This window comes from Vibrio coralliilyticus, assembly GCF_024449095.1.
GTDB lineage: Bacteria > Pseudomonadota > Gammaproteobacteria > Enterobacterales > Vibrionaceae > Vibrio > Vibrio coralliilyticus_A.
In genome coordinates, this window is sequence record NZ_CP024627.1 from 2,343,814 (window position 1) to 2,367,989 (window position 24,176).

Annotated in this window: 19 protein-coding genes and 20 tRNA genes; 26 read left to right on the plus strand and 13 right to left on the minus strand. The window is 45.6% G+C overall.

Annotation, left to right across the window (positions count from 1 at the left end; translation table 11 throughout):
- The first annotated feature begins 222 nt into the window (after positions 1-222).
- On the plus strand, positions 223-1,470 hold the full coding sequence (locus CTT30_RS10975; protein WP_239838098.1) for a uracil-xanthine permease family protein: 1,248 nt from the start codon (positions 223-225) through the stop codon (positions 1,468-1,470).
- A 61-nt stretch (positions 1,471-1,531) separates the two neighbouring features.
- Here CTT30_RS10975 and ybaK read toward each other — a convergent pair whose 3' ends face one another.
- The 8 genes from ybaK to hemA form a co-directional block, all read right to left on the minus strand.
- Complete coding sequence (gene ybaK / locus CTT30_RS10980; protein WP_239838097.1) at positions 1,532-2,005, minus strand: Cys-tRNA(Pro) deacylase; 474 nt, start codon at positions 2,003-2,005, stop codon at positions 1,532-1,534.
- Positions 2,006-2,091: 86 nt separating this feature from the next.
- Positions 2,092-3,753 carry a bifunctional UDP-sugar hydrolase/5'-nucleotidase UshA gene (gene ushA, locus CTT30_RS10985; protein ID WP_239864862.1) on the minus strand — a complete coding sequence of 554 codons (1,662 nt, stop codon included), beginning with the start codon at positions 3,751-3,753 and terminating at the stop codon, positions 2,092-2,094.
- A 400-nt stretch (positions 3,754-4,153) separates the two neighbouring features.
- The gene (kdsA, locus tag CTT30_RS10990; protein WP_239864864.1) at positions 4,154-5,005 is read right to left on the minus strand and encodes a 3-deoxy-8-phosphooctulonate synthase; all 852 of its coding nucleotides are present in this window, start codon (positions 5,003-5,005) and stop codon (positions 4,154-4,156) included.
- A gap of 43 nt (positions 5,006-5,048) precedes the next feature.
- Positions 5,049-5,858 carry a SirB1 family protein gene (locus CTT30_RS10995; protein WP_239838094.1) on the minus strand — a complete coding sequence of 270 codons (810 nt, stop codon included), beginning with the start codon at positions 5,856-5,858 and terminating at the stop codon, positions 5,049-5,051.
- Positions 5,859-5,877: 19 nt separating this feature from the next.
- Positions 5,878-6,261, minus strand: a complete 384-nt coding sequence (locus CTT30_RS11000; protein WP_239864866.1) for a SirB2 family protein — start codon at positions 6,259-6,261, stop codon at positions 5,878-5,880.
- 2 nt (positions 6,262-6,263) lie between these two features.
- Entirely contained in the window at positions 6,264-7,133 is an 870-nt protein-coding gene (prmC, locus tag CTT30_RS11005; RefSeq protein WP_252035179.1) for a peptide chain release factor N(5)-glutamine methyltransferase, read from the minus strand.
- A 3-nt stretch (positions 7,134-7,136) separates the two neighbouring features.
- Positions 7,137-8,225: a peptide chain release factor 1 gene (gene prfA, locus CTT30_RS11010; RefSeq protein ID WP_252035180.1), complete on the minus strand. Its 1,089-nt coding sequence runs from the start codon at positions 8,223-8,225 to the stop codon at positions 7,137-7,139.
- A gap of 53 nt (positions 8,226-8,278) precedes the next feature.
- Positions 8,279-9,535, minus strand: coding sequence for a glutamyl-tRNA reductase (hemA, locus tag CTT30_RS11015; protein WP_252035181.1), 1,257 nt, complete (start codon positions 9,533-9,535; stop codon positions 8,279-8,281).
- 162 nt (positions 9,536-9,697) lie between these two features.
- Between hemA and lolB the strand changes: the two genes are divergently transcribed.
- From lolB to CTT30_RS11140, 25 genes are all read left to right on the plus strand, one after another.
- Positions 9,698-10,315 (plus strand): lipoprotein insertase outer membrane protein LolB, encoded by a 618-nt coding sequence (gene lolB, locus CTT30_RS11020; protein WP_252035182.1) that lies wholly within the window; start codon positions 9,698-9,700, stop codon positions 10,313-10,315.
- A complete protein-coding gene (gene ispE, locus CTT30_RS11025; protein WP_252035183.1) occupies positions 10,312-11,184 on the plus strand; it encodes a 4-(cytidine 5'-diphospho)-2-C-methyl-D-erythritol kinase in 873 nt (290 codons plus the stop codon). Before lolB ends, ispE begins: the two co-directional genes overlap by 4 nt.
- Positions 11,185-11,213: 29 nt before the next feature.
- A complete protein-coding gene (locus CTT30_RS11030; RefSeq protein WP_239838087.1) occupies positions 11,214-12,158 on the plus strand; it encodes a ribose-phosphate pyrophosphokinase in 945 nt (314 codons plus the stop codon).
- 144 nt (positions 12,159-12,302) lie between these two features.
- Complete coding sequence (gene pth / locus CTT30_RS11035; protein ID WP_239875592.1) at positions 12,303-12,893, plus strand: aminoacyl-tRNA hydrolase; 591 nt, start codon at positions 12,303-12,305, stop codon at positions 12,891-12,893.
- A 10-nt stretch (positions 12,894-12,903) separates the two neighbouring features.
- A complete protein-coding gene (gene ychF, locus CTT30_RS11040; RefSeq protein ID WP_239838085.1) occupies positions 12,904-13,995 on the plus strand; it encodes a redox-regulated ATPase YchF in 1,092 nt (363 codons plus the stop codon).
- 269 nt (positions 13,996-14,264) lie between these two features.
- A tRNA-Met gene (locus tag CTT30_RS11045) sits at positions 14,265-14,341 on the plus strand.
- 39 nt (positions 14,342-14,380) lie between these two features.
- Positions 14,381-14,465, plus strand: a tRNA-Leu gene (locus tag CTT30_RS11050).
- 30 nt (positions 14,466-14,495) lie between these two features.
- Positions 14,496-14,570 (plus strand) — tRNA-Gln (locus CTT30_RS11055).
- 78 nt (positions 14,571-14,648) lie between these two features.
- Positions 14,649-14,725, plus strand: a tRNA-Met gene (locus CTT30_RS11060).
- Between the two features lie 48 nt (positions 14,726-14,773).
- Positions 14,774-14,858 (plus strand) — tRNA-Leu (locus CTT30_RS11065).
- A 30-nt stretch (positions 14,859-14,888) separates the two neighbouring features.
- A tRNA-Leu gene (locus CTT30_RS11070) sits at positions 14,889-14,973 on the plus strand.
- 30 nt (positions 14,974-15,003) lie between these two features.
- Positions 15,004-15,078: transfer RNA gene (locus tag CTT30_RS11075), tRNA-Gln, on the plus strand.
- Positions 15,079-15,131: 53 nt separating this feature from the next.
- Positions 15,132-15,216 (plus strand) — tRNA-Leu (locus CTT30_RS11080).
- Positions 15,217-15,249: 33 nt separating this feature from the next.
- Positions 15,250-15,324, plus strand: a tRNA-Gln gene (locus tag CTT30_RS11085).
- Between the two features lie 53 nt (positions 15,325-15,377).
- A tRNA-Leu gene (locus tag CTT30_RS11090) sits at positions 15,378-15,462 on the plus strand.
- 33 nt (positions 15,463-15,495) lie between these two features.
- Positions 15,496-15,570 (plus strand) — tRNA-Gln (locus tag CTT30_RS11095).
- A gap of 53 nt (positions 15,571-15,623) precedes the next feature.
- Positions 15,624-15,708: transfer RNA gene (locus CTT30_RS11100), tRNA-Leu, on the plus strand.
- A 33-nt stretch (positions 15,709-15,741) separates the two neighbouring features.
- Positions 15,742-15,816: transfer RNA gene (locus tag CTT30_RS11105), tRNA-Gln, on the plus strand.
- Positions 15,817-15,869: 53 nt separating this feature from the next.
- Positions 15,870-15,954: transfer RNA gene (locus tag CTT30_RS11110), tRNA-Leu, on the plus strand.
- 13 nt (positions 15,955-15,967) lie between these two features.
- Positions 15,968-16,044 (plus strand) — tRNA-Met (locus CTT30_RS11115).
- 54 nt (positions 16,045-16,098) lie between these two features.
- Positions 16,099-16,183, plus strand: a tRNA-Leu gene (locus tag CTT30_RS11120).
- Positions 16,184-16,216: 33 nt separating this feature from the next.
- Positions 16,217-16,291 (plus strand) — tRNA-Gln (locus tag CTT30_RS11125).
- Positions 16,292-16,344: 53 nt separating this feature from the next.
- Positions 16,345-16,429 (plus strand) — tRNA-Leu (locus CTT30_RS11130).
- 12 nt (positions 16,430-16,441) lie between these two features.
- A tRNA-Met gene (locus CTT30_RS11135) sits at positions 16,442-16,518 on the plus strand.
- 54 nt (positions 16,519-16,572) lie between these two features.
- Positions 16,573-16,657 (plus strand) — tRNA-Leu (locus CTT30_RS11140).
- Between the two features lie 129 nt (positions 16,658-16,786).
- Here CTT30_RS11140 and CTT30_RS11145 read toward each other — a convergent pair.
- The 5 genes from CTT30_RS11145 to flgJ form a co-directional block, all read right to left on the minus strand.
- On the minus strand, positions 16,787-17,920 hold the full coding sequence (locus CTT30_RS11145) for a flagellin (RefSeq protein WP_239838279.1): 1,134 nt from the start codon (positions 17,918-17,920) through the stop codon (positions 16,787-16,789).
- A 476-nt stretch (positions 17,921-18,396) separates the two neighbouring features.
- The gene (locus CTT30_RS11150) at positions 18,397-19,542 is read right to left on the minus strand and encodes a flagellin (RefSeq protein ID WP_239838280.1); all 1,146 of its coding nucleotides are present in this window, start codon (positions 19,540-19,542) and stop codon (positions 18,397-18,399) included.
- 371 nt (positions 19,543-19,913) lie between these two features.
- The gene (gene flgL / locus CTT30_RS11155; RefSeq protein ID WP_239864885.1) at positions 19,914-21,107 is read right to left on the minus strand and encodes a flagellar hook-associated protein FlgL; all 1,194 of its coding nucleotides are present in this window, start codon (positions 21,105-21,107) and stop codon (positions 19,914-19,916) included.
- A 12-nt stretch (positions 21,108-21,119) separates the two neighbouring features.
- Positions 21,120-22,994 (minus strand): flagellar hook-associated protein FlgK, encoded by a 1,875-nt coding sequence (gene flgK, locus CTT30_RS11160; protein WP_239864887.1) that lies wholly within the window; start codon positions 22,992-22,994, stop codon positions 21,120-21,122.
- A 267-nt stretch (positions 22,995-23,261) separates the two neighbouring features.
- Positions 23,262-24,176 carry a flagellar assembly peptidoglycan hydrolase FlgJ gene (flgJ, locus tag CTT30_RS11165; protein ID WP_252035184.1) on the minus strand — a complete coding sequence of 305 codons (915 nt, stop codon included), beginning with the start codon at positions 24,174-24,176 and terminating at the stop codon, positions 23,262-23,264.

Genomic DNA, 24,176 nt, shown 5'->3' on the forward strand with positions numbered 1-24,176 from the left:
TATTGCAACTTCGGATGATAAGCAACTATCTAATTTGGAGCAACTAAAGCTCAAATTTATGTGTTTTGCCCCTTGAAGTCATCAAGCTAAGTTATTGGTCAATTACTGTTTATTTGATCCGGCTCAGATTGCAATCGTTTGCCAAGGTGATAAGATCCCGCGAATTTTGTGTTTAGCAGGCTCTGCTATCGCTGCTCTTAGTTGCTACTAAAGGAAATAAAGATGAAAAATGCCATTCAAGGCGCTCAAATGCTTTTCGTTGCATTCGGTGCGCTCGTGTTGGTACCTCTGTTGACTGGGCTAGACCCTAGTGTTGCATTGTTTGGTGCTGGTCTTGGAACCCTTCTCTTTCAATTTATGACCCGACGGACTGTACCTATTTTCCTTGCTTCGTCTTTTGCTTTTATTGCCCCGATTCTTTACGGTGTCCAAACTTGGGGCATTCCAGCCACCATGGGGGGGCTAATGGCGGCGGGTTTTGTTTACGTCATTATGGGTGCAGTCATTAAACTCCGCGGCGTAGAAATCATTCATAAGCTGCTGCCTCCTGTTGTTGTCGGTCCGGTAATCATGGTGATAGGGCTGGGCCTTGCTCCCGTTGCTGTGAACATGGCATTAGGTAAAGGTGGTGATGGAACGCAGCTCATCGACGCTGATGCTTCGCTTGTGATTTCAAGTATTTCCTTACTCACAACAATCATCATCAGCGTTTTCGCTAAAGGCTTTCTCAAGTTAATGCCAATTCTTGGTGGGATTATCGCAGGTTATTTAACCAGCCTAGTATATGGCGTGGTCGATTTTGGCCCAGTCACGCAGGCGGCTTGGCTGTCACTACCTAATTTCACGACGCCAGAATTCAACATTAACGCAATCTTATTTATGATTCCTGTCGCGATAGCCCCTGCCGTCGAACACGTCGGTGATATGTTGGCTATCTCCAATGTCACTGGTAAAGACTACCTGAAAAAGCCAGGCCTACATCGCACCGTTGCTGGTGATGGCGTAGCAACGATTGCCGCATCTATGGTTGGCGCACCGCCTAATACGACTTACTCTGAAGTGACAGGTGCCGTTATGCTGACCAAAGCCTTCAACCCCGTAATCATGACTTGGGCAGCGGTGACCGCCATTATATTAGCTTTAGTTGGCAAACTTGGTGCAGCACTGCAAACCATTCCTATGCCGGTTATGGGCGGCATTATGATCCTATTATTTGGTTCAATTGCGACGGTTGGCCTAAACACCCTTATCAAGAACAATGTCGACCTGCACAAATCCCGCAACCTAGTTATCGTTGCGATCACCTTAGTATTTGGTATCGGCGGTATGGCTTTTGGTATTGGCGAATTTAGCCTACAAGGTGTGAGTTTGTGTGGTATCGTCGCAATCCTTCTCAACCTGTTACTTCCACAGGACCTGGGTGAAAATCATGTTGTCGACAATGCGCAAATGGAAGAAGAAGCAAAGTAAAATAAGGCGCGGATAGCAAGAGGGTTGATGTAATGGCATCAACCCTCTTATCGTTTAATCTCTAGAGGCATAAATCTGCAAACTGACCTCGTGTCAGTGAGGCTAAATCTTTCGGTGCAAGCTCAATCTCTAACCCACGCTTGCCTGCACTGACACAGATCGTCTCTCTGTATTCGGCACTCTGATGTATAAATGTTGGTAGTGCTTTTTTCTGTCCAAGTGGGCTAATGCCACCCACTATATATCCCGTGGTGTTCTGAGCTATCTCTGGATTTGCCATCTCTGCTTTCTTTGCTTTCGCGGCTTTTGCAGCCAACTTGAGGTTCAGCTTTTGATCGACTGGTATCACCGCAACCGCTAAGTTTTTAGGTTCACCGTTTATGCTAAACAGTAAGGTCTTAAAGACTTGTTCAGGATCTTGCCCCAGCGCCTCTACCGCTTCCATACCATAGCTATTTGCACGAGGGTCATGATCATATTGATGAATAGTGTGCGCCACTTTTTTCTTCTTCGCGAGATTAATTGCTGGGGTCATACTGATTCCATTAGATACATAACAAAAAAAGCGCTGCAGAATGTGCAGCGCTTTTAAGTTAATGAGATTTCGACATTTTAGTCAACTTACTTGTAAATAATCTCGCCAGCAGGTGCGTACTTGTTCACATCAACTGGGCTGTTCGCTTCTAGGTACTCTTTTAGAACCTCAGCATCGACAAAACCAGTGTTCACATAACCAGGGTGACCTGTCAGTTTAGGGTAACCATCACCGCCCGCTGCGTTAAAGCTTGGGATAGTGAAACGGTAAGTCTCATCAAGGCGAAGTTGCTCACCACCAATGAACACATTAGATACTTTACCGTCTGCCACTGTCATAGAGATACCGGCAAACTGTGCGTAAGCGCCAGAATCAACAGGCTTAGTTGCCACTACGTTGAGGTAATCCAGCACTTCTTTACCTGACATGTCAGTGTAAGTCAGGATATTCGCGAATGGTTGTACTGTTAGCACATCTTTGTACGTTACATCGCCACCTTCAATGGAATCACGAACACCACCTGAGTTCATTACCGCAAAATCCGCTTTGGCACGTTCCATATGTGCAGTCGCGATAAGACGGCCGAGGTTAGTCTGCTTGAAGCGAACCACATTACGGTCACCTTCAAGTTTACCGTTCGTTTCTGCGATCTTAACATCTAGTTGTGCTTTACCTTTTTCTTGGTAAGGACGTAGGAACTCCAGTAGCTCTTCGTCCTGCTTGATTTCGTCTTCAATAAGAACACGCTGTTTCTTACCGTCGATCTTAACCTTCTTCTTCAAGTTAACTGGGATCAGGTCGTAGCTCACCATTTCTAGCTCACCGTTACGGAATTCGTAATCCGCTCGACCTACGTATTTACCCCACTCGTGAGCTTGAACAATGTAAGTACCGTTTTGCAGATCTGGCTTACATTCGTCAGAAGGCTTGAAGTTCTTCTTCACGACGTTAGGCGCTTCCATACATACCGGCTCTTGAGAGTGACCACCGACGATCATATCCAAAGAGCCTTCGTCTAGGTAGCGAGCAAGAGCCACGTCACCCGGAGCATTAACACCACGCTTACCGTCTTCGTAGTGACCCATGTGAGTCACAGCAAAGATCAGATCGGGCTTTTCCGTTTCTTCGATCTCAGCGATAAGCTTCTTCGCTTCTTCTTTAGGATCACGGAAGTCAATACCACCAATAAACTCTGGATTACCGATTTTCGCCGTATCTTCAGTGGTTAGACCAATAACGGCAATCTTAATGCCCTGCTTATCAAACATCTGGTAAGCCTGGAACATACGCTCACCCGTTTTTTTGTCATAGATGTTTGCTGATAGCATCGGGAAGTTTGCCCACTCTTTCTGCTTAAACAGCACTTCAAGTGGGTTATCAAATTCATGGTTACCAAGAGCCATGGCATCGTAACCAATTTTGTTCATGCCTTTAAAATCTGGCTCAGCATCTTGCAGGTCAGACTCTGGAACACCTGTGTTGATGTCACCACCTGAAAGCAGCAGCACACTACCACCATCGGCTTCTACTTCTGCACGCAGCTCATCAACCAATGTTTTGCGAGCAGCCATGCCGTACTCGCCGTATTTGTTCTGCCAGAAACGACCGTGATGGTCATTCGTGTGTAGAACGGTCAGCTTATAAGTTTTATCCGCTTCCCACTCTTGCTGAGGTGCTGTCGCACACCCTGCTAGAGTGGCAAGAATTGCTGCGCTTAGAGCGGTTTTTACAATCAGGCGTTGCTTCATTGTCATACCTTTGAACTATTGGGTTTCCACTGCATTAGATACTGTGCCTATTGAACAGACATGCTCAGCAATCAGTCGCTGAGAACTCAGTAAAACTTGAACTAGTTTAAATTAAGCTATTTGGGGTGGCATCTTGATTTCATATTTATGTAGATTAGATCACCCTAATTGACATTTAAGTGTGTAACAAAGCAGCATAATTACACCTGTTCTATCAAACGGTCACAAGCAAACGTTTGACTGTGAGTTAACATCACCAAACGGCAAGTGTGAGGTTGAGCGTTTACTCAACAAAGAACGAAAACATAACTCCGGCTTTAACAAGAGTTTCATCGATTTATAAGCCGTCTGAAACAAAAAAGGTTAGCCACATGGCTAACCTTTTCTCAACATCCGCTCACTATTTGATGTCAATATGCTCAAAACCTTTAATCAAGTCATCTAGCGCTTTCATTTGCGCTAGGAAAGGTTCCAACTTATCTAATGGCAACGCTGACGGGCCATCACATCTTGCTTTTTCAGGGTTCGGATGCGCTTCGATAAATAAACCAGCAATACCCGTTGCTAAACCTGCTTTTGCCAATTCAACAGTCTGCTCACGGCGACCGCCAGAAGCTGCACCTGAAGGGTCGCGCATTTGCAGTGAATGGGTCACATCAAAGATAATTGGGCTACCTTTTGACGCTTTTTTCATCACACCAAAACCCAGCATATCAACCACTAGGTTATCATAGCCATGGCAAGAGCCTCGCTCACAAAGAATAATGTTTTCGTTACCACATTCCGCGAATTTTTCTACGATATTACCCACCTGACCAGGGCTCATAAATTGAGGCTTTTTCACATTAATCACTGCGCCTGTTTTCGCCATCGCTTCAACAAGGTCAGTTTGGCGAGCCAAAAACGCAGGTAGCTGAATCACGTCAACCACGTCAGCCACGGGCTGTGCCTGAGCTTCTGTGTGTACATCGGTGATAATTTTTACACCGAACGTATCTTTCAGCTCTTGGAAGATTTTCATACCTTCTTCTAGGCCTGGACCGCGATACGAATGAACAGAGCTGCGGTTCGCTTTATCAAAAGATGCTTTGAACACGTAAGGGATGCCAAGCTTTTCGGTCACTTTGACATAGTGCTCACAGATCTGCATAGCCAGATCACGAGATTCAAGAACATTCATACCCGCAAACAAAGTAAACGGCTTGTCGTTAGCCACTGGAATGTCACCAACATGAACGATTTTCTGTTCCATTTTTTTCTCTCTATTTCTCTGTGTAGGCCAACCCGAAGCTGGACTAATGGAGTGTCACCTGAGTCCCACTCATGGCGTTAACTTGATTTTTTAACAGCTCTGCTGCTGGGTCATCAGGGCACTGCTCAATAAAGTATTGATAGTCACTCAATGCGACCTGATGGCAGTCGAGCTGCTGGTAGATGAATCCACGATCGCGTATCTCATACGGGTCATCCGGCACGAAAGTCAGTGCTAGGTCAGTACACCTCAGGGCCAAAGTATAGCGTTCCTCACGCAGTAAGGCGCTTTTAATCAGTGCCAGCCAACGGCCAATCACGGTTGGGTTATCGACAGACTTAAGGTGTTTAGCTTCGAGAGTCGCCAATGGCCCACTATGACCAATCAACCATGCCCCTAATACATGTTTAGAGACATACTCCCCACTAAATGGATTAATAAATTGCGGGCTCTCACCATACCATTCTAGTTTTAACAAAAACTGGCTTGGAAAAGTGACACCTGTCAGAGGAAAGCCTAACTTTCGCCCTAGGTAAAGTAACAGCGCTCCTAAACTGACCGGGATGCCTTTTCGACGCTCGAGGACCTTGTCGATAAAAGCATTCGAAGAGTCGTAGTAAGCCTCCTGATCCCCAGCGAACCCCCACTCGTGATAGAAAAGCCTCAATAAGGAGTCAAACCGTTGCTTTTCATCTCCTTCTTGACTGAGACAGAGTTCTGCTTCTTTCAGCAATCGATGCAGTTCTCTCTCAGCCCATTGAACATTGGTAGCAGGATTAATCGCTTTATTTAATATGAGCGCTCCTTCTACCAATTCAATAGCGTCAAAATCTTCATCAAACAACTCAAGCATGAATAGTTCCTAGTCCCGCTTAACCTAAAAATATTGGAGCTTTGCTTACTGCCACTTTACCCGCCATTGCAAGCCAACCCAGTGCCCCAAAGAAGGAAAACGTACGTAGCAGTTTATTTTTACCTAACTTAAGTGCAAAAAAGCCCAATGCAATATAAGCCAATACACAAGTGATCTTTTCTGTCAGCCAAGGTGCAGCTGGAGTAAAAGGAATAAATCCAGTGATAAAAATCAGACCAATACCAGACAGCAACAAGCAGGTATCGTTAATGTGGGGGAAGACCTTAAAAAACTTCTTCTCTACCAAAGCGGAATTTGCCATCATCATCGCATAACGCACAGACAATAAAGTGGCACTGATAGCGATCGTCAATAAATGAAAGTGCTTCAACCCTTCGTACATAATTATCTCTCTTGCTTCCCTGGAGAAAACTGACCTATGGTCACACGGTCATTCTCGCCGTAGTCTTTATAAGTAGTAATATTCTGGAACCCCAGTGAGTCTAAAATAGCTCTCACTGAAGCTCCTTGGTCATACCCATGTTCAAACATCAGCCACCCATCAGGCAGCAAAAATGTCACCGATTGCTTGGCGATATGTATGATATCTGCCAGTCCATTATCTTTTGCAACCAACGCACTCAAAGGCTCAAATCGAACATCCCCTTGTTTTAGATGTGGGTCTTGCGCTTCGATATAAGGAGGGTTTGACACTATGAGAGCAAACTTTGTACCAGCTCCTAGTGGTTCAAACCAACTGCCTGATAAAAATTTAGCGTTACGAATCCCCAAGAGCTCAGCATTGGACTCTGCTAACCACTTAGCTTCTTGCTTGAGGTCGATCCCCCATACTTGCCGGTTTGGTAACTCTGAAGCAATGGCGAGCGCAATTGCGCCGGTCCCAGTGCCTAAATCTAAAATATCACCCTGATTTTCAATGGCTTTCTCTAAAGCAACTTCAACCAAACGCTCTGTATCTGGACGGGGAATAAGTGTACTGGGTGCCACTTTCAGTGGTAAGGACCAAAACTCGCGCTCACCAGTAATGTAAGCGACCGGTTCACCGCTGAGCCGCCTTTGCAACGTCTTTTCAAAAGCCAGTAATTCCTCTGGCTCAAGAATTTTATCAGGCCACGTCAGTAGAAAGGCGCGAGGTTTATTGAGGGTGTGGCAAAGCAGTACCGCCGCATCAAGAGCAGGCGAATCGCTGCCACTCTTCTGAAGCTTTTCGACGGCACTCTTTAGTGTGTTTTCAACACTGTGTGCTGCTGCCATTGATTAGTTGTTCTCTGCAAGTGCCGCAAGCTGATCAGCTTGATGCTCTTGCATCACTGGGTCCACCAAGCTGGCTAGATCCCCTTCCATCACTTCGTTCAGTCGGTAGATAGTCAAGTTAATACGGTGATCAGAGACACGGCCTTGCGGGTAGTTATAGGTACGGATGCGATCACTGCGATCCCCTGAACCAAGTAGATTTCGTCGAGTATCAGACTCTTCCGCAGCGCGTTTTGCTTCTTCTGCCTGAATGATTCGAGCCGCAAGAACCGACATGGCCTTCGCTTTGTTCTTGTGCTGTGAGCGTTCGTCCTGACATTCAACTACCGTACCTGTAGGCAAGTGAGTGATACGAATAGCGGAATCTGTGGTGTTAACGTGCTGCCCACCCGCACCAGAGGCACGGAAAGTATCAATTTTCAGATCAGCCGCTTTGATTTCCGGGATTTCTGCTTCTGGAATTTCAGCCATGATAGCGACAGTACATGCCGAAGTATGCACACGTCCCTGAGATTCGGTCGCTGGAACTCGCTGAACGCGGTGGCCCCCTGACTCAAACTTAAGTACCCCGTAAGCCCCTTCCCCAGTGACCTTAGCGATCATTTCTTTATAGCCGCCGTGCTCTGCTTCATTTGAAGACATGACTTCAACACGCCAGCCTTTCTTCTCTGCAAACTTGCTGTACATACGGAATAAGTCACCTGCAAAGATGCCCGCTTCATCTCCCCCAGCCCCAGCTCGGATTTCGAGGAAGCAGTTGCGATCATCATTTGGATCTTTTGGCAGCAGCAGAATTTGCAACTCTTCACTCAAACGCTCGATAGTGTCTTGTGCTTCTTTGACCTCTTCCTGAGCCATTTCACGCATTTCTGCATCGTCTTCCTTCGCCATTTCTTCAGCCGCGACCAAATCTTCTTGTGCTTGCTGGTAGGCTTGGAAACACTTAGTCACTTCCTCTAACTGAGAGTACTCTTTTGACAATGCGCGGAATTTGTCTTGGTCACCGATCACATCAGGATCGCCAAGCAGATGTTGAACTTCTTCATAACGTTCAACCAATGTTTCTAGCTTAGTTAGAATCGAGGCTTTCATAGTTTTCTTAACTCAGGGTTCGATAAATTGGACGTCTTTCACGACCAAAGAAATTAGGAGTCTTCCAGACCCAAACTTTGTCTTAGCGTGGCGAGCTTAGCTGGCTCGCCTTGCTCCGCTGCACTTTGCAGCGCTCGGGTTGGAGCATGAATCAATTTATTTGTCAGCTTATTACTTAGCTCAAGCAGAACCTTTTCTGGATCCGCACCGGCTGCCAAAGATTGGAGGCTTTTACTCAGTAAATCTTCTCGTATGTCATTGGCAGATTTACGGTAATCGCGGATACTGTCAACCGCTTGCAGGGAGCGTAGCCAAGACATAAAGGTGGCGCTCTCTTCACTGACAATCGCTTCCGCTTGAATCGCTTCCACTTTTCGCTGCTCCATGTTGTTCTCAACAATCGACTGCAAGTCATCCACGGAGTAGAGATACGCATCATCGAGCTCTGCCACTTGCGACTCAATATCACGCGGGACAGCGATATCCACCAATAAAATGGGCTGGTGACGACGAGTTTTTAAAGCGGTTTCGACCATTCCCTTACCAATGATCGGCAATGGACTGGCGGTGGAGCTTATCACAATATCAGCGCGAGGGAGATGTTCTGGTATTTCCGGTAAGCCGATAATCTGGGCACCAAACTGCTCGGCAAGTGGCATAGCACGCTCACGAGTACGGTTAGCCACGATCATCTTGCTACAGCCGTTGCTCGCCAGATGCTTAGCAACCAGCTCTATCGTCTCACCCGCACCCACCAATAATACTGTCGAATCTTGTAACGATTCAAAGATGTGTTTCGCTAAGGTACAAGCGGCATACGCTACAGAGACAGCATTACCACCAATATCGGTTTCTGTTCTGACACGTTTTGCCACAGAAAATGTCTTCTGGAAGAGCTTGTCCATCGCGGTATCCACCGCTTTGTGCTCGCGAGAATCCGAATAAGCTTGTTTAACTTGCCCTAGAATTTGCGGTTCGCCTAACACTAGGGAATCTAAACCACAAGACACTCGCATTAAATGGCGAATAGCAGCTTGCTCTTCATGAATATAGAGACTGGGTTTTAGATCTTCTGGGCTTACTTGGTGAAATTGCGCAAGCCAATCAATAACTTTGCTTTTTCCAGAAGGTTTAACATCGCAGTAGATTTCAGTACGGTTACAGGTTGAGACAATAACGCTGCCGTTGACAAGAGGGTTATCGCCTAATTGCTTCAGTGCTTGAGGTAACTTCTCCGGCCCAAATGCGACTTTCTCACGCAACTCTACCGAAGCTGTATTGTGGTTAATACCTATAGCAAGCAAAGACATGTAATCGAGGTTCTCTGAATCAGCGAATGAACAAACAAGGACGGAATTTTACTTGATGGCCCAATTTAATTAAAGGGTATTCGGGATATGTTTTCATGACTTCGTGATTTCAATGATATAGTGTGGCGTAAGACAAGGACTTAAATGGATAAATAATCGCCAATGACGACTTACTTTCGTCCCTTACTCATTTTTCTATTCTCTAGTTTCATTCTGTCGGGTTGTGCCACTTTCAACACCAGTACAACGAATGTCGAGTGGCAAACGCATCAACAACGATTAGCCAGTATTGCTCAATATCAGTCCAACGGTAAACTCGGTTATATCTCCCCTAAACAGCGTCAATCTCTGAATTTTCAGTGGAAATACAGCCCAGATTTAAGTCAACTTCGCCTAACGACTTTTATCGGCCAGACCGCTTTGAATCTAAAAATCACACCTAGCGGCGCACTAGTCGAGACTTATGATGATGAAACTTATACTTCACATGACGCTCAGTCTCTCATATATCGGCTGACTGGTTTGACGCTCCCTATCGAACAGCTCAATAGCTGGTTCTTAGGCAGCCCTGCAGAGGCTGACAGTTATATACTCAATGAGACGCACACTCTCGCTTCATTGACCAAACAAATCAACGATAAAGTTTGGCAACTTGATTACCTCAATTACCAAGACATTCAATATCAAGGTAGCGCTTTACCTCTTCCACAAAAGCTCAAGCTAAAACAAGGCGATATATCAATTAACATCGTGATATCCAAATGGAATCTTGAACAATGATCAGCGAAACAACCCATTGGCCATCACCGGCAAAACTCAATCTATTTCTTTACATTACGGGCCGAAGAGAAAACGGTTATCACGAACTGCAGACGCTGTTTCAGTTCATTGACTTTGGTGACGATATAAGTATCAGAGCGAATGAGACTGGCTCGATCACTTTAACACCTGAGCTACCGGGCCTTCCTCTTGAAGACAACCTCATCTGGAAAGCCGCGATGGCTTTGAAAAACAAAACCGGCTGTGCATATGGCGCAGATATCAGCCTCAATAAACGCTTGCCTATGGGGGGTGGCATCGGTGGCGGCTCTTCAAACGCAGCAACCGTTTTAGTTGCCCTGAATCACCTATGGCAAACTCACTTAACTGAGCAAGAATTAGCTGACATTGGCCTAAAACTTGGGGCAGATGTCCCAGTATTCGTCCAAGGCTTCGCTGCATTTGCCGAAGGGGTGGGTGAAGAATTAACCCAAGCAGAACCCGAGGAAAAGTGGTATTTAGTCGTCAGACCGAATGTTGCGATTGCGACAGTGGATATTTTTACCCATCCAGATCTGACACGAAACACACCAAAGCGCGATTTGGCAACACTTCTTGACAGCCCATACGAAAACGATTGCGAAAAAATTGTTCGAATGCTGTACCCAGAGGTTGATAAGCAACTTTCTTGGCTGCTACAATACGCGCCGTCTAGACTGACAGGAACCGGATCCTGCGTTTTTGCTGAGTTTTCGAGCCAAAATGAGGCCAATGAGGTTCTTGAAAAAGTGCCTGACAACGTCTCCGCTTTTATAGCGAAAGGAAAAAATATTTCTCCTTTACACGAGACGCTTGCTAAGTATCGCTTAGCCCACAATATATCTATCTAAATACTGGACGCAACCCCGAGGTTTCCACCGTGCCTGATATGAAGCTATTTGCTGGTAACGCTACACCTGAACTAGCCCAACGTATTGCTGATCGTCTATACATCTCTCTTGGTGATGCAAGTGTTTCTCGTTTTTCTGATGGCGAAGTCGCTGTACAAATTAACGAAAACGTACGTGGTAGTGATGTTTTCATCATTCAATCTACCTGCGCACCAACTAACGACAACCTAATGGAACTTGTAGTGATGATTGACGCAATGCGCCGCGCTTCAGCGGGCCGTATTACAGCAGTTATCCCTTACTTTGGTTATGCTCGCCAAGATCGTCGTGTACGTTCAGCGCGTGTGCCAATCACTGCAAAAGTTGTCGCTGACTTCCTTTCTAACGTTGGCGTTGATCGCGTCCTAACTATTGACCTGCACGCTGAGCAGATTCAAGGCTTCTTTGATGTACCAGTAGACAACATCTTCGGTACTCCAGTGCTTCTTGATGACATGGAAGCGCGTGGCCTAGAAAACCCAGTTGTGGTTTCCCCTGATTTGGGTGGCGTAGTTCGTGCTCGTGCAACCGCTAAAGCGCTAGGTGATATCGATATTGCTATCGTGGATAAGCGTCGCCCACGCGCTAACGTATCTGAAGTAATGAACCTTATCGGTGATGTTGAAGGTCGTGACTGTGTAATCGTTGATGACATGATCGACACTGGTGGCACACTATGTAAAGCAGCAGAAGCTCTAAAAGAGCGTGGGGCAAAGCGCGTATTCGCCTATGCAACACATGCTGTTTTCTCAGGTAACGCGGCACAAAACATTAAGAACTCCGTACTGGATCAAGTCATCGTGACGGACTCCATTACCCTGTCAAAAGAAATGCAAGCAACAGGTAAAGTCACCACACTTAGCCTATCTCGCATGCTGGCAGAAGCAATTCGTCGTATCAGCAACGAAGAATCGATTTCAGCGATGTTTAATTAATTTCGAATTCGTCAGTTTCTCAAAACACCCCATTTCGGGGTGTTTTTTTATGCCAGAGAATAAACGCTCAAGCACACCTCGCCCGCAATAATAATTCTGTGCTATCATACTGCGCTTTTTGAGATTCCAAGAGAGATCCTTACCTTGAGTCAACAAATCAAACTTCTCGTAGGGCTTGCTAATCCCGGCCCTGAATACGCTAGGACTCGTCATAACGCTGGTGCTTGGGTAGTAGAAGAGCTTGCTCGCGTCCATAACATCACACTAAAAAATGAAGCCAAGTTTTTTGGGGTTACAGGACGCATAATGATAAATGGTCAGGATCTCCGCTTACTCATCCCTACTACGTTCATGAACCTTTCAGGTAAATCCATCGCCGCAGTAGCGAAGTTTTATCAAATTAAGCCTGAAGAAATTATGGTGGCACACGATGAACTGGATTTACCTCCAGGTGTCGCTAAGTTTAAGAAAGGGGGCGGACATGGTGGTCATAATGGCCTGCGCGATACCATCAGTAAGCTAGGCAATTGCAAAGATTTTTATCGTCTTCGGATTGGCATTGGGCATCCGGGGCACAAAGATAAAGTGGCCGGTTTTGTTCTGGGCAAAGCGCCCGCTAAAGAGCAAGAGCTGCTAGAGGCAGCAACAGATGAGTCTGTTCGCTGTTTAGACATTCTACTCAAGGATGGCTTGTCAAAAGCACAAAATCGTCTACACACGTTCAAAGCAGAATAAGGTTATTATCATGGGTTTTAAATGTGGCATCGTTGGTCTACCAAACGTCGGTAAATCAACACTGTTCAACGCACTAACTAAAGCAGGTATCGAAGCAGCAAACTTCCCGTTTTGTACGATCGAACCAAACACTGGTGTTGTACCTGTGCCAGATCTACGCCTTGATGCACTGGCAAAAATTGTTAACCCACAAAAAATTCTACCAACCACAATGGAGTTCGTTGACATTGCGGGCTTGGTTGCAGGTGCATCTAAAGGTGAAGGTTTAGGGAACAAATTCCTAGCGAACATCCGAGAAACCGATGCGATTGGCCACGTTGTCCGTTGTTTTGAAAATGAAAACATCGTTCACGTTGCTGGTAAAGTGTCTCCGATTGAGGATATCGAAGTCATCAACCTTGAATTGGCTATGGCCGATTTAGACTCTTGTGAGCGCGCAATTCAGCGTAACGCCAAGAAAGCGAAAGGTGGAGACAAAGACGCGAAGTTCGAACTGACAGTACTAGAGAAGCTATTGCCCGTTTTAACTGAAGGCGGCATGGCCCGCACTGTTGAACTGAGTAAAGAAGAACTTGCGGCTATTGGTTACCTCAACTTCCTGACTCTAAAACCAACAATGTACATTGCCAACGTTAACGAAGATGGTTTCGAAGACAACCCTTATCTAGATGCAGTGCGTGAATTTGCTGAGAAAGAGAACAATGTCGTTGTTCCTGTGTGCGCAGCAATTGAGTCTGAGCTTTCAGAGCTTGAAGACGAGGATCGTGAAGAGTTCCTAGCGGATATGGGTATTGAAGAGCCTGGTTTGAATCGAGTGATCCGTTCAGGTTATGAACTACTAACCCTTCATACCTATTTCACTGCTGGCGTTAAAGAAGTACGTGCATGGACAATTCCTGTAGGAGCTACAGCACCACAGGCGGCTGGTAAGATTCACACTGACTTTGAAAAAGGCTTCATTCGTGCCGAAGTGGTCGGCTACGATGACTTCATCGAATACAACGGTGAAAGTGGTGCAAAAGACGCAGGTAAATGGCGTTTAGAAGGTAAAGATTATATCGTTAAAGATGGTGACGTTGTTCACTTCCGCTTCAACGTATAATTTCCTTGCAAGTTATTGACTTTCAAAGCCAGCCTTAGTGCTGGCTTTATTTTTTATGCCGACTAGATCCTCTAAATTAAATCGATAAATGCATGACATTTTGTTATCACTTTTCGATCATTAACACGCCTCTTTGTTTAAAAAGAAACCGAACAGTTGATTTATCCTGATTTCTTCAAAAAAACTATTGACGGCTTTGCCTCAACTTCGCATAATGCGCGCCGTTCCCGACAATAAGCTAACTTATTTGAAGGTACAAAACATGATATGGCTACGTAGCTCAGCTGGTTAGAGCACATCACTCATAATGATGGGGTCACAGGTTCGAATCCCGTCGTAGCCACCATTCCTAAGCGCTCTTATTTAAGAGTTTTTAGGAATCAATGCGGAAGTGGCGGAATTGGTAGACGCACCAGATTTAGGTTCTGGCGCCGCAAGGTGTGAGAGTTCAAGTCTCTCCTTCCGCACCATAAATTGAATAGTCTTAGGGCTATGCCTGCAGGTCTATCGCCAAGCGGTAAGGCAGCGGCTTTTGATGCCGCCATTCCCTGGTTCGAATCCAGGTAGACCTGCCATTTATTTAAAGTGTAAGCCTTTGGGAAAAAGGGCTTGTCACTGAGAGCGTGAAAGTTTATATTGTCTCGCTCACGAGTGGCTACGTAGCTCAGCTGGTTAGAGCACATCACTCATAATGATGGGGTCACAGGTTCGAATCCCGTCGTAGCCACCATTTATTTTGACTGCTAGCTTTTGGCTAACGGTCCTGTAGATTCAAGTTGCGGAAGTGGCGGAATTGGTAGACGCACCAGATTTAGGTTCTGGCGCCGCAAGGTGTGAGAGTTCAAGTCTCTCCTTCCGCACCATCTTGATATACTCTACAAATAACAATTTATGCGGAAGTGGCGGAATTGGTAGACGCACCAGATTTAGGTTCTGGCGCCGCAAGGTGTGAGAGTTCAAGTCTCTCCTTCCGCACCATAAATTGAATAGTCTTAGGACTATGCCTGCAGGTCTATCGCCAAGCGGTAAGGCAGCGGCTTTTGATGCCGCCATTCCCTGGTTCGAATCCAGGTAGACCTGCCATACACAACGTTATTGAGACTTTACCAATTGTCTTGATAACCACAGATTAAGATGCGGAAGTGGCGGAATTGGTAGACGCACCAGATTTAGGTTCTGGCGCCGCAAGGTGTGAGAGTTCAAGTCTCTCCTTCCGCACCATTATCTAGATAACTCGATGAGTTATCACACTGCAGGTCTATCGCCAAGTGGTAAGGCAGCGGCTTTTGATGCCGCCATTCCCTGGTTCGAATCCAGGTAGACCTGCCATACACAACGTTATTGAGACTTTACCAATTGTCTTGATAACTACAGATTAAGATGCGGAAGTGGCGGAATTGGTAGACGCACCAGATTTAGGTTCTGGCGCCGCAAGGTGTGAGAGTTCAAGTCTCTCCTTCCGCACCATTATCTAGATAACTCGATGAGTTGTCACACTGCAGGTCTATCGCCAAGTGGTAAGGCAGCGGCTTTTGATGCCGCCATTCCCTGGTTCGAATCCAGGTAGACCTGCCATACACAACGTTATTGAGACTTTACCAATTGTCTTGATAACTACAGATTAAGATGCGGAAGTGGCGGAATTGGTAGACGCACCAGATTTAGGTTCTGGCGCCGCAAGGTGTGAGAGTTCAAGTCTCTCCTTCCGCACCATTATCTAGATAACTCGATGAGTTATCACACTGCAGGTCTATCGCCAAGTGGTAAGGCAGCGGCTTTTGATGCCGCCATTCCCTGGTTCGAATCCAGGTAGACCTGCCATACACAACGTTATTGAGACTTTACCAATTGTCTTGATAACTACAGATTAAGATGCGGAAGTGGCGGAATTGGTAGACGCACCAGATTTAGGTTCTGGCGCCGCAAGGTGTGAGAGTTCAAGTCTCTCCTTCCGCACCATCTTAATCACTATGGCTACGTAGCTCAGCTGGTTAGAGCACATCACTCATAATGATGGGGTCACAGGTTCGAATCCCGTCGTAGCCACCATCAATACAAGGTTACTTCGATTTACCAATGATCGAGATAACAACAGAATAAGATGCGGAAGTGGCGGAATTGGTAGACGCACCAGATTTAGGTTCTGGCGCCGCAAGGTGTGAGAGTTCAAGTCTCTCCTTCCGCACCATTATCTAGATGACTCGTTGAGTTGTCACACTGCAGGTCTATCGCCAAGTGGTAAGGCAGCGGCTTTTGATGCCGCCATTCCCTGGTTCGAATCCAGGTAGACCTGCCATACACAACGTTATTGAGACTTTACCAATTGTCTTGATAACCACAGATTAAGATGCGGAAGTGGCGGAATTGGTAGACGCACCAGATTTAGGTTCTGGCGCCGCAAGGTGTGAGAGTTCAAGTCTCTCCTTCCGCACCATCTTAATCACATGGCTACGTAGCTCAGCTGGTTAGAGCACATCACTCATAATGATGGGGTCACAGGTTCGAATCCCGTCGTAGCCACCATCAATACAAAGTTACTTCGATTTACCAATGTCCGAGATAACTACAGAATAAGATGCGGAAGTGGCGGAATTGGTAGACGCACCAGATTTAGGTTCTGGCGCCGCAAGGTGTGAGAGTTCAAGTCTCTCCTTCCGCACCATGATAAAAAACCCAGCTTTAGCTGGGTTTTCTTTTATCAGTCATAGGCATTTCTCAGATATAAAAAATCCAGCCTAGGCTGGATTTTTACTTAAGTCATGACTGTCTATTTTGCTTCGAAATCACTTTCTTAGCCTAGAAGCCCCAACGCTGAGTTGGGCGCCTGCTTTGCTTGAGCAAGAACAGAACTCGATGCTTGGGAAAGAATCTGAGCTTTTGTTAATGCAGTAGTTTCTTTAGCGAAATCAGTATCTTTGATACGGCTCTTAGAAGCATTCACATTTTCATTAATGTTATCTAAGTTACTGATTGCATGGCCGAATCGGTTTTGGAATGCACCTAATTCTGCACGGTGACTATCAACGAACTTCAATGCAGAGTCAACAATCGCAACCGCTTCCTGAGCGCCCGCAACAGAAGTCACATCGATAGTGTCAACGGTTACCGCTTGCGCAGGCCCCATGCTCAACTCACCAGCCAAGGCGCCACCAAATGTCGCTTCACCAGAAACTCGATTGTTGTCAGTAAAGATTTGAAGGTTGCCATCGTCACCAACTGATGCTTTAACCATGTCAGTCTGACCATTAATGTAAGTTGCCAGCTCCTCAATATCATCACCTTCTTTTGCGTTGATAGTGATATTTTGCTGCTCACCAAATACATCTGTCAGTGAAATAGTCAGATCATTGGAACCCGCTTGAACTCCCCAATCTTTATCTTTCGCATTGGCTGCAACATAGCTATTACCACCCATCATAGAGTTGTCACTACGCATATTGTTCATCGTTAACATGACGGCTTCGCCGTTATCTGCACCAATCTGGAATGATTTGGTCGCGAACGTGCCATTAAGTAGTTTGTTACCACCAAATGAAGTCGTCTCAGCAATACGGTTTAGCTCATCATTCAGTGCCGTAATCTCTTCTTGAATCGCCACACGTTCAGACTTAGAGTTTGAGCCGTTCGCCGATTGTAGCGATAGATCACGCATACGTTGCAGAATGTTGGTCGTTTCATTCATCGCGCCTTCAGCTGTCTGCGCCATCGAAATACCATCATTTGCATTACGTACAGCGACATCTAAGCCTCGGCTTTGCACATTCAAGCGGTTAGAGATCTGCATACCTGCAGCATCATCTTTCGCGCTATTGATCTTAAAACCAGAAGATAAACGTTCCATTGAGGATTGTTGTGCACTAGTTGCGCTGTTTAAGTAGCGCTGTGCAGTCATTGCCGCAACATTCGTGTTTACATTAACCGCCATAGTGGTTACTCCTATTGATTTTCCGTAGTTCGGAAGTTTCGAAAGGTTTCCGACGTCTCGGTAAACCAAGTTCTCTCAAAGTAACCTTATTAACGACGAAGAGATGATTAACTTTAGAGCAATTTTAAAAATTCCTAAGAAAAAAAGGGTTAACCATAAATATATTGATCGTTACGGCAGATATGAAATCAATGGTTAAAGATTTAGTCGAAACGGCCGGGGGGCTTAAGAGGAGAATCAAGTGGAATTCAGCAGAAAAGGAGCAAAGAAAAAGCCCCTTTTCCTTTGAGAGAACCGGGGCTAGTGTGGTAGCCATTGTGGAGATCGAGAGAAATGATCACAGCCTGGCTGCCGTGTACATAAGTGCCAGCAAACAAGAGCTAATGTGAGAGAGCTTCGTTAACTTATCACTTATGCTTGCCTAAACACCTTCACTAACCCCACGTCTGGGTATACGTTAGTGAAGATATTCATGACTACTGCAATAATGACATTGCAGAGTTTGGCAACTGTTTTGCTTGGGCAAGGATCGAAGTACCTGCCTGTTGCAGAATTTGAGCTTTGGTCATCGCAGTAGTCTCTTTCGCAAAATCAGTATCGCGAATTCGACTATTTGATGCCTCTACGTTTTCTTGGATATTTGCCAAGTTATTAATACTGTGGCTGAGTCGGTTTTGCTTAGCACCTAAATCTGCGCGCTGTGAATCAACATATCTTAGCGCGGCATCAATAATACCTACCGCATTTTGAGCGCCACCCACTGAGCGAACATCAATATTTTGTACTGTTGTTTGCACGCCCGGACCACCTTCGAGACCAAGTTCACTCGCTAAGCCACCAGAGATATTCAGGTTACCCTCAAGGTTTGGTTCAGCAGCAAAGATCTGCAATCGACCTTCTTCGTCTACCGATGCTTTCAATTTTTGGGTTTGACCATTGATATAGGTTGCCACTTCCTCAATATCATCACCTTCTTTAGCAATGATATCTAAGGTGATGGCTTCGCCATCCTTGGTCGTAAACTCAAATTTAATATCTTTCGCTGTTGGGGGAACACCCCAATCTTTATCTTTTGCTTTTTCAAGAGAAGAAACAAAACTTTGCCCACCCATGCGTGGTTCATCCGCTCGGATACTGGTAAGCCCCATGATAATGGCCTCACCTGAGCTCGCACCGATTTGGAAAGAGGCTTCACCAAATGAACCGTTAAGTAGCTTACGACCACCAAACGACGTGGTTTCAGCAATACGGTTCAGCTCATCTTGCAACGCTGCAACTTCTTCATGCAGTGCCTGACGCTCTGATGCTGAGTTTGTGCCGTTTGCCGATTGTAGCGACAAGTCACGAATACGTTGCAAAATTGACGTAGACTCGTTCATTGCCCCTTCCGCAGTCTGCGCAATAGAAATACCGTCATTGGCATTGCGCATAGCCACATCCAAACCACGAGACTGAGCGGTCAGTCGGTTAGAGATCTGAAGCCCCGCAGCATCGTCTTTTGCACTATTAATTTTCTGACCTGAAGACAATCGTTCCATCGAGGTATTGAGTTCCCCCGTGGCCTTATTCAGGTAACGTTGGGCAGTCATTGCCGACACGTTAGTATTTACAGTAATGGTCATAGTTTGCTCTCCTAATGAGTTCGCAAGTTCTTGCGAAGCGGCCAGCTTAATCTCAGTTGGAAGCACTGACCGTAATAACTTGCTAAGCAGGAAGTGCCTGCTTCAACCAGTTCGTTAAACTCTTAGTGTTATCAATACAATTAGTGTGCCAACTTCAATGTGTGAATAATCAAATAATTTTCTAATTTAATTTCAATAACTTAAAATCATTGATGCCATTTCACACAAATGTTCATTTTATCGCCACACTATGGCGGCAATACCCTTGCCGCTCATTTGCCACCTAGTTGCCATAGCGAGATTGGCTATGTTCTTAACCACTGGGCAATATCTCACTTCGCACATACGGCTTAGCACGTATGGCATTGAAGTTAGATGTAATTAAATAAGGTTAAATCTTTGGCCTTGCCAAATGCTTGTTGTGAAGCCTGTAAGGCTCGGGAGTTCTCATTGAACTCAATAATCGCTTCTGCGTAATCCAAATCCTCAAAATTACTCTTAGATTTTGCTAAGGTCATATTGAAGTCATCATGTTGCTCTTCCTGAATATCCAAAGTATTCAAGCGAGCACCAACATCCGTTCTCGCCTTATTAAGGTGAATGAATGCCGCATGAAATTCTTGAGTGATCTGATGCAACTCGGCAGTATTTGAAGTGTCCGAGACAGATCCTTCAGCCAGCTTCATGGCCTGTTTAAAGGTATCGAAGATACTGTACGTTTTTCGTGGTTCCAGAGTAATTGCATCACCTTTAGTGATTTGGCCTTTAACCTGAATAGTGACATCTTCAAACTTTATCCCAACTGCTGGGTCAAAGTTGTCCGCTTTGACAACCGAACCATCACGTTCAAGCTGGTAACCGTAGTTACCATCGGGCATATCAACAAACGTGACTTTGTAAGTTGACTGGTCATCTGGATTCGTGTTTACCGCACGCTCTAACAACAGCTCTGATACGCCTTTAAGATCATATTGAGGCTCAAAATCACCATAAGGGTTGTCAATTTCCATAAACAACTTACTACCAGGATCGTTGATCGGCATTTCTAAGCTGTTGGAGATCTTCATCTTGCGCTGATAATCGTCTCCGGCGTATACCACATCCCCATCTTTGTCTCGGAAGAAAGGCTGATTCTTAGGTTTGGTTCCGGCAAAAATATAGTTCCCAGATTCATCCTGAACATTCGACAAGTTAAGAAAATTATTCGCAATTTCCTGTAGCTCTCGACGTTTCGCTATTCGGTCTTCCGGTGATAAGGAACCATTGATCATTTCCATTACCGTACGCTTTGCTTCATCAGCATACTGCTCTGCATTGGAAATAATCACCTCGTGGTGCTCTAGGCGATTACGACTGAGAACAATAGCGTCCGTAAACTGACGTAGCTGCTCTTTCTGTTGTCCAATATTCTGAATGTAGTGAGTAGCCAGTGGATCATCACTGGCACGCATGAGCTTTTTACCCGATGCCAGCTGCGCCTGATTGTGGTGAACTTTCGCTTCCTGACGACGCAGATCATTCTGCACTGACTGATAGTTATGGAAGCTGGAAATACGATTCATCATTTATCCCCCTCCCTATCTCAACGCCAATATAGTGTTAAAGGTATCGTTTGCCGCCTGCATAATGCGTGATGACGCCATATAAGCTTGCTGGAACTTCATCATGTTGGCGGCTTCTTCATCGAGGTTAACCCCAGAGATAGACGCAACGCGTTCTTGTGCCGCCTCTTTTTCTAAGCGCGACACATCGGTCAAGCGAGAGGCAGTCGACATTTGCAGCCCGACATCAGTGTTCAAGTTGTGGTAAATATCCAAAACCGTAGATTCACCGTCATTGAGGTGTTTATTAGTTTGAATATTCTGCATTTTCAGTAAGTTACCATTATCACCTTCCGATGGCACAAGGTTTGCCGTGAACTTGTCGTTTGCCAGTGCCCCTGCAGATAACTCAAATGTTGTGCCTTGAACGGTCACAGGTCCGGAGGGTGGATAGTCTTGAGGCTGAAGAAGAATCTTGCCTTTAGTATCGGTGACAGCAAATTGCTTACCATCCGGTGATATAATGACTTCGAACTCGCGTAAATCACCCGCGGTATCAATTGAAAATGTTGCGCTTCCTTGAGCAAATGTGGTGGACGCTTCGTAACTTTGTGCTGCAATATCGGAAGGGTCATTAGTAGCCATCCTCATTTGCGCAGCCCCACTTCGTGTCGGGCGAATTAAAACTCGTTCACCGGCTTCAAGGCCATTTTTTATATCGATACGGATACCATCGAGAGAAATAGCCCCCCCCACAACAGGTACAATAGACTGTTCACCGCTAGGTCGGGTGATGTAGTAGTCTCCCCCCGTAAATTGCAGCGAGTACTCCCCTCCCACTAACTGACTGGTATCTTCGATATACACTTCCAATTCAGCCGTCGAATTCGATGATGTCACTACTCGAGACTTGGCTATCAACTCCGAGTTAACATCGGTAAACATTAGCCCACCAATATCACCTCGTAAATCTAGGCCTTGTGATTGCAACTTGTTCACATCATAAGAAAACGCAGTGGCCATTTTACCCAGTTCATCCATAAGGTAAGGAATTTTCTCATCACGCATGGTCAGCATCGCGCCAATCTTGCCATCAATATCTTTCGTAGTAATGGCCTTAATCCCTTTGCCTTCAATCATTGCCAAGCGTCGTTGATGCACATCAGGATAGCCATCAATCATTTTGAGCTGACTGGCCTCTGTTCCTGACACTAAGGTATGGCCATTACCGATGTGAACATTGAAACCTTCAGCATTTTTACGAGGCGTGACCGTTACCTTGGTGTATTCTGATAACTCTGCGATGAGCTTTTCATGTTGGTCCATCAAATCGTTATGAGGCCCTGGAGTACGCATCATCAGGCGATGTAAGTCTCTAATTTCAAGTGCTAATTGGTTTACTCGTTCAATACCTAAGTCGAGCTTTTTATTCGTCACATCTGATTGACGACGAACCGTTTCGTGAAAGTCATTGAGGTTTTGAGTGATAAGATCGGCTTTTTCAAGTACGACTTTGCGTGCGCCGACATCATTCGGACTGTCCGCAAGTGATTTGACGGCGTCAAACCATTCGTTAAGGTTTTCTGGAATCTTCTTTGATGCAACGGATGACAGCATGTTGGATAACATTTCCAAATTGGCTTCATCATCGACCTTATGTGCGTAGTTGGTCGTAGAAATATTCATCTCGTTAACGGCAAACTGATCCCAAGAGCGGCGAACTTTTTCCACATGTACGCCCATGCCATAAGTCTCCCCGCCATACTGGCGCGGCATGTTTGCACCTTGTATCACCGACTGACGGCTATAACCCTCTGTATTGACATTAGAGATGTTATGACCCGTGGTGTTTAGTTGTCTCTGAGCCGTCAGTACGCTTTGCGAACCAAGATTCAGAAGATCAGACGCCATATCGCCCCCAAGAAACCTAATAAAATCAGTAGAACTGAATAACTTACTTAATCAAAATGCAATATGTATACCAAGTTATCGGGGTGCGGGTGCGGGTGCGGGTGCGGGTGCGGGTGCGGGTGCGGGTGCGGGTGCGGGTGCGGGATTATGTTTTCTCTGAGGCGGAGCAAATGTCAACAGATTAGAATCTTGCAAAACACAAAGGTCACCGTTTATGAAGATAACGTGCATTCGCTGATAAAAAAACTCACCCGAAGGTGAGTCATTTTACATTTCATCTATTTGTGCTTTTACCCTCAGAACTTTATTAGCGTACTGTGGATCTGTAGCGTAGCCGGCCTGATGGATACCTCGAATAAACTGTTCGTTACTACCTTCATGACGAAGTGCCATTGTATAACGAGGATTATCATTCAAGAAACGGACATAATCATTGAAGCTATCTTCAAAGCTCGTGTATGAACGGAAAGCAGCATTTTCTTTTACAGGTACACCTTGATGATACTCCAATGTCTGAGTGGCTACCTTATCACCAGCCCAACTCTTGTCTGCTTTGATGTTAAATAGGTTGTTACTACTGCCACGACTATTGCTCACCACCTTTTGTCCCCACCCTGTCTCAAGAGCCGCTTGAGCGAGGAGCAATGAAGAATCGACACCTAAAGCGCGCGCTGCTTTTTCCGCATAGGGTTTCATTGAAGCGACAAAAGCTTCTGGGGAACTAAATGACTGTTTCGTTGAGGATGGCTCAACAACCGGAGCCGACTCTACATCTGGCTGGCGAGTTTGACGCACATGATCAATTTTTTTCATTAGAGCTTCAAAGTCCGCCTCACGGCTAGCAGCGTTCGGATTCTCGACAGAACCGGAGGTCAGTTGAGCGACAATCATATCTGCCAATCCTAAAGAGCCTGATGCACTCAGCTCGCTAGACATTTGCTCATCCATCATCTGACGGTAAAACTGTTGGTTCTGACTATCCATCAAACCAGATTCAAACGTCGAGTTAGCATCACGCATAGACTTAAACAGCATGGAAGTAAAAATAGCTTCGAACTGTTTCGCTGCGGCGGTCAGCGCTTCTTTTTCACTGTTCTCATCACCATCCACCGCTTTCTGACGTAGTTTGTCCAAGTTAGCGATATCATGAATGAAACCGATGTCTTTACCGTTATTAATCAT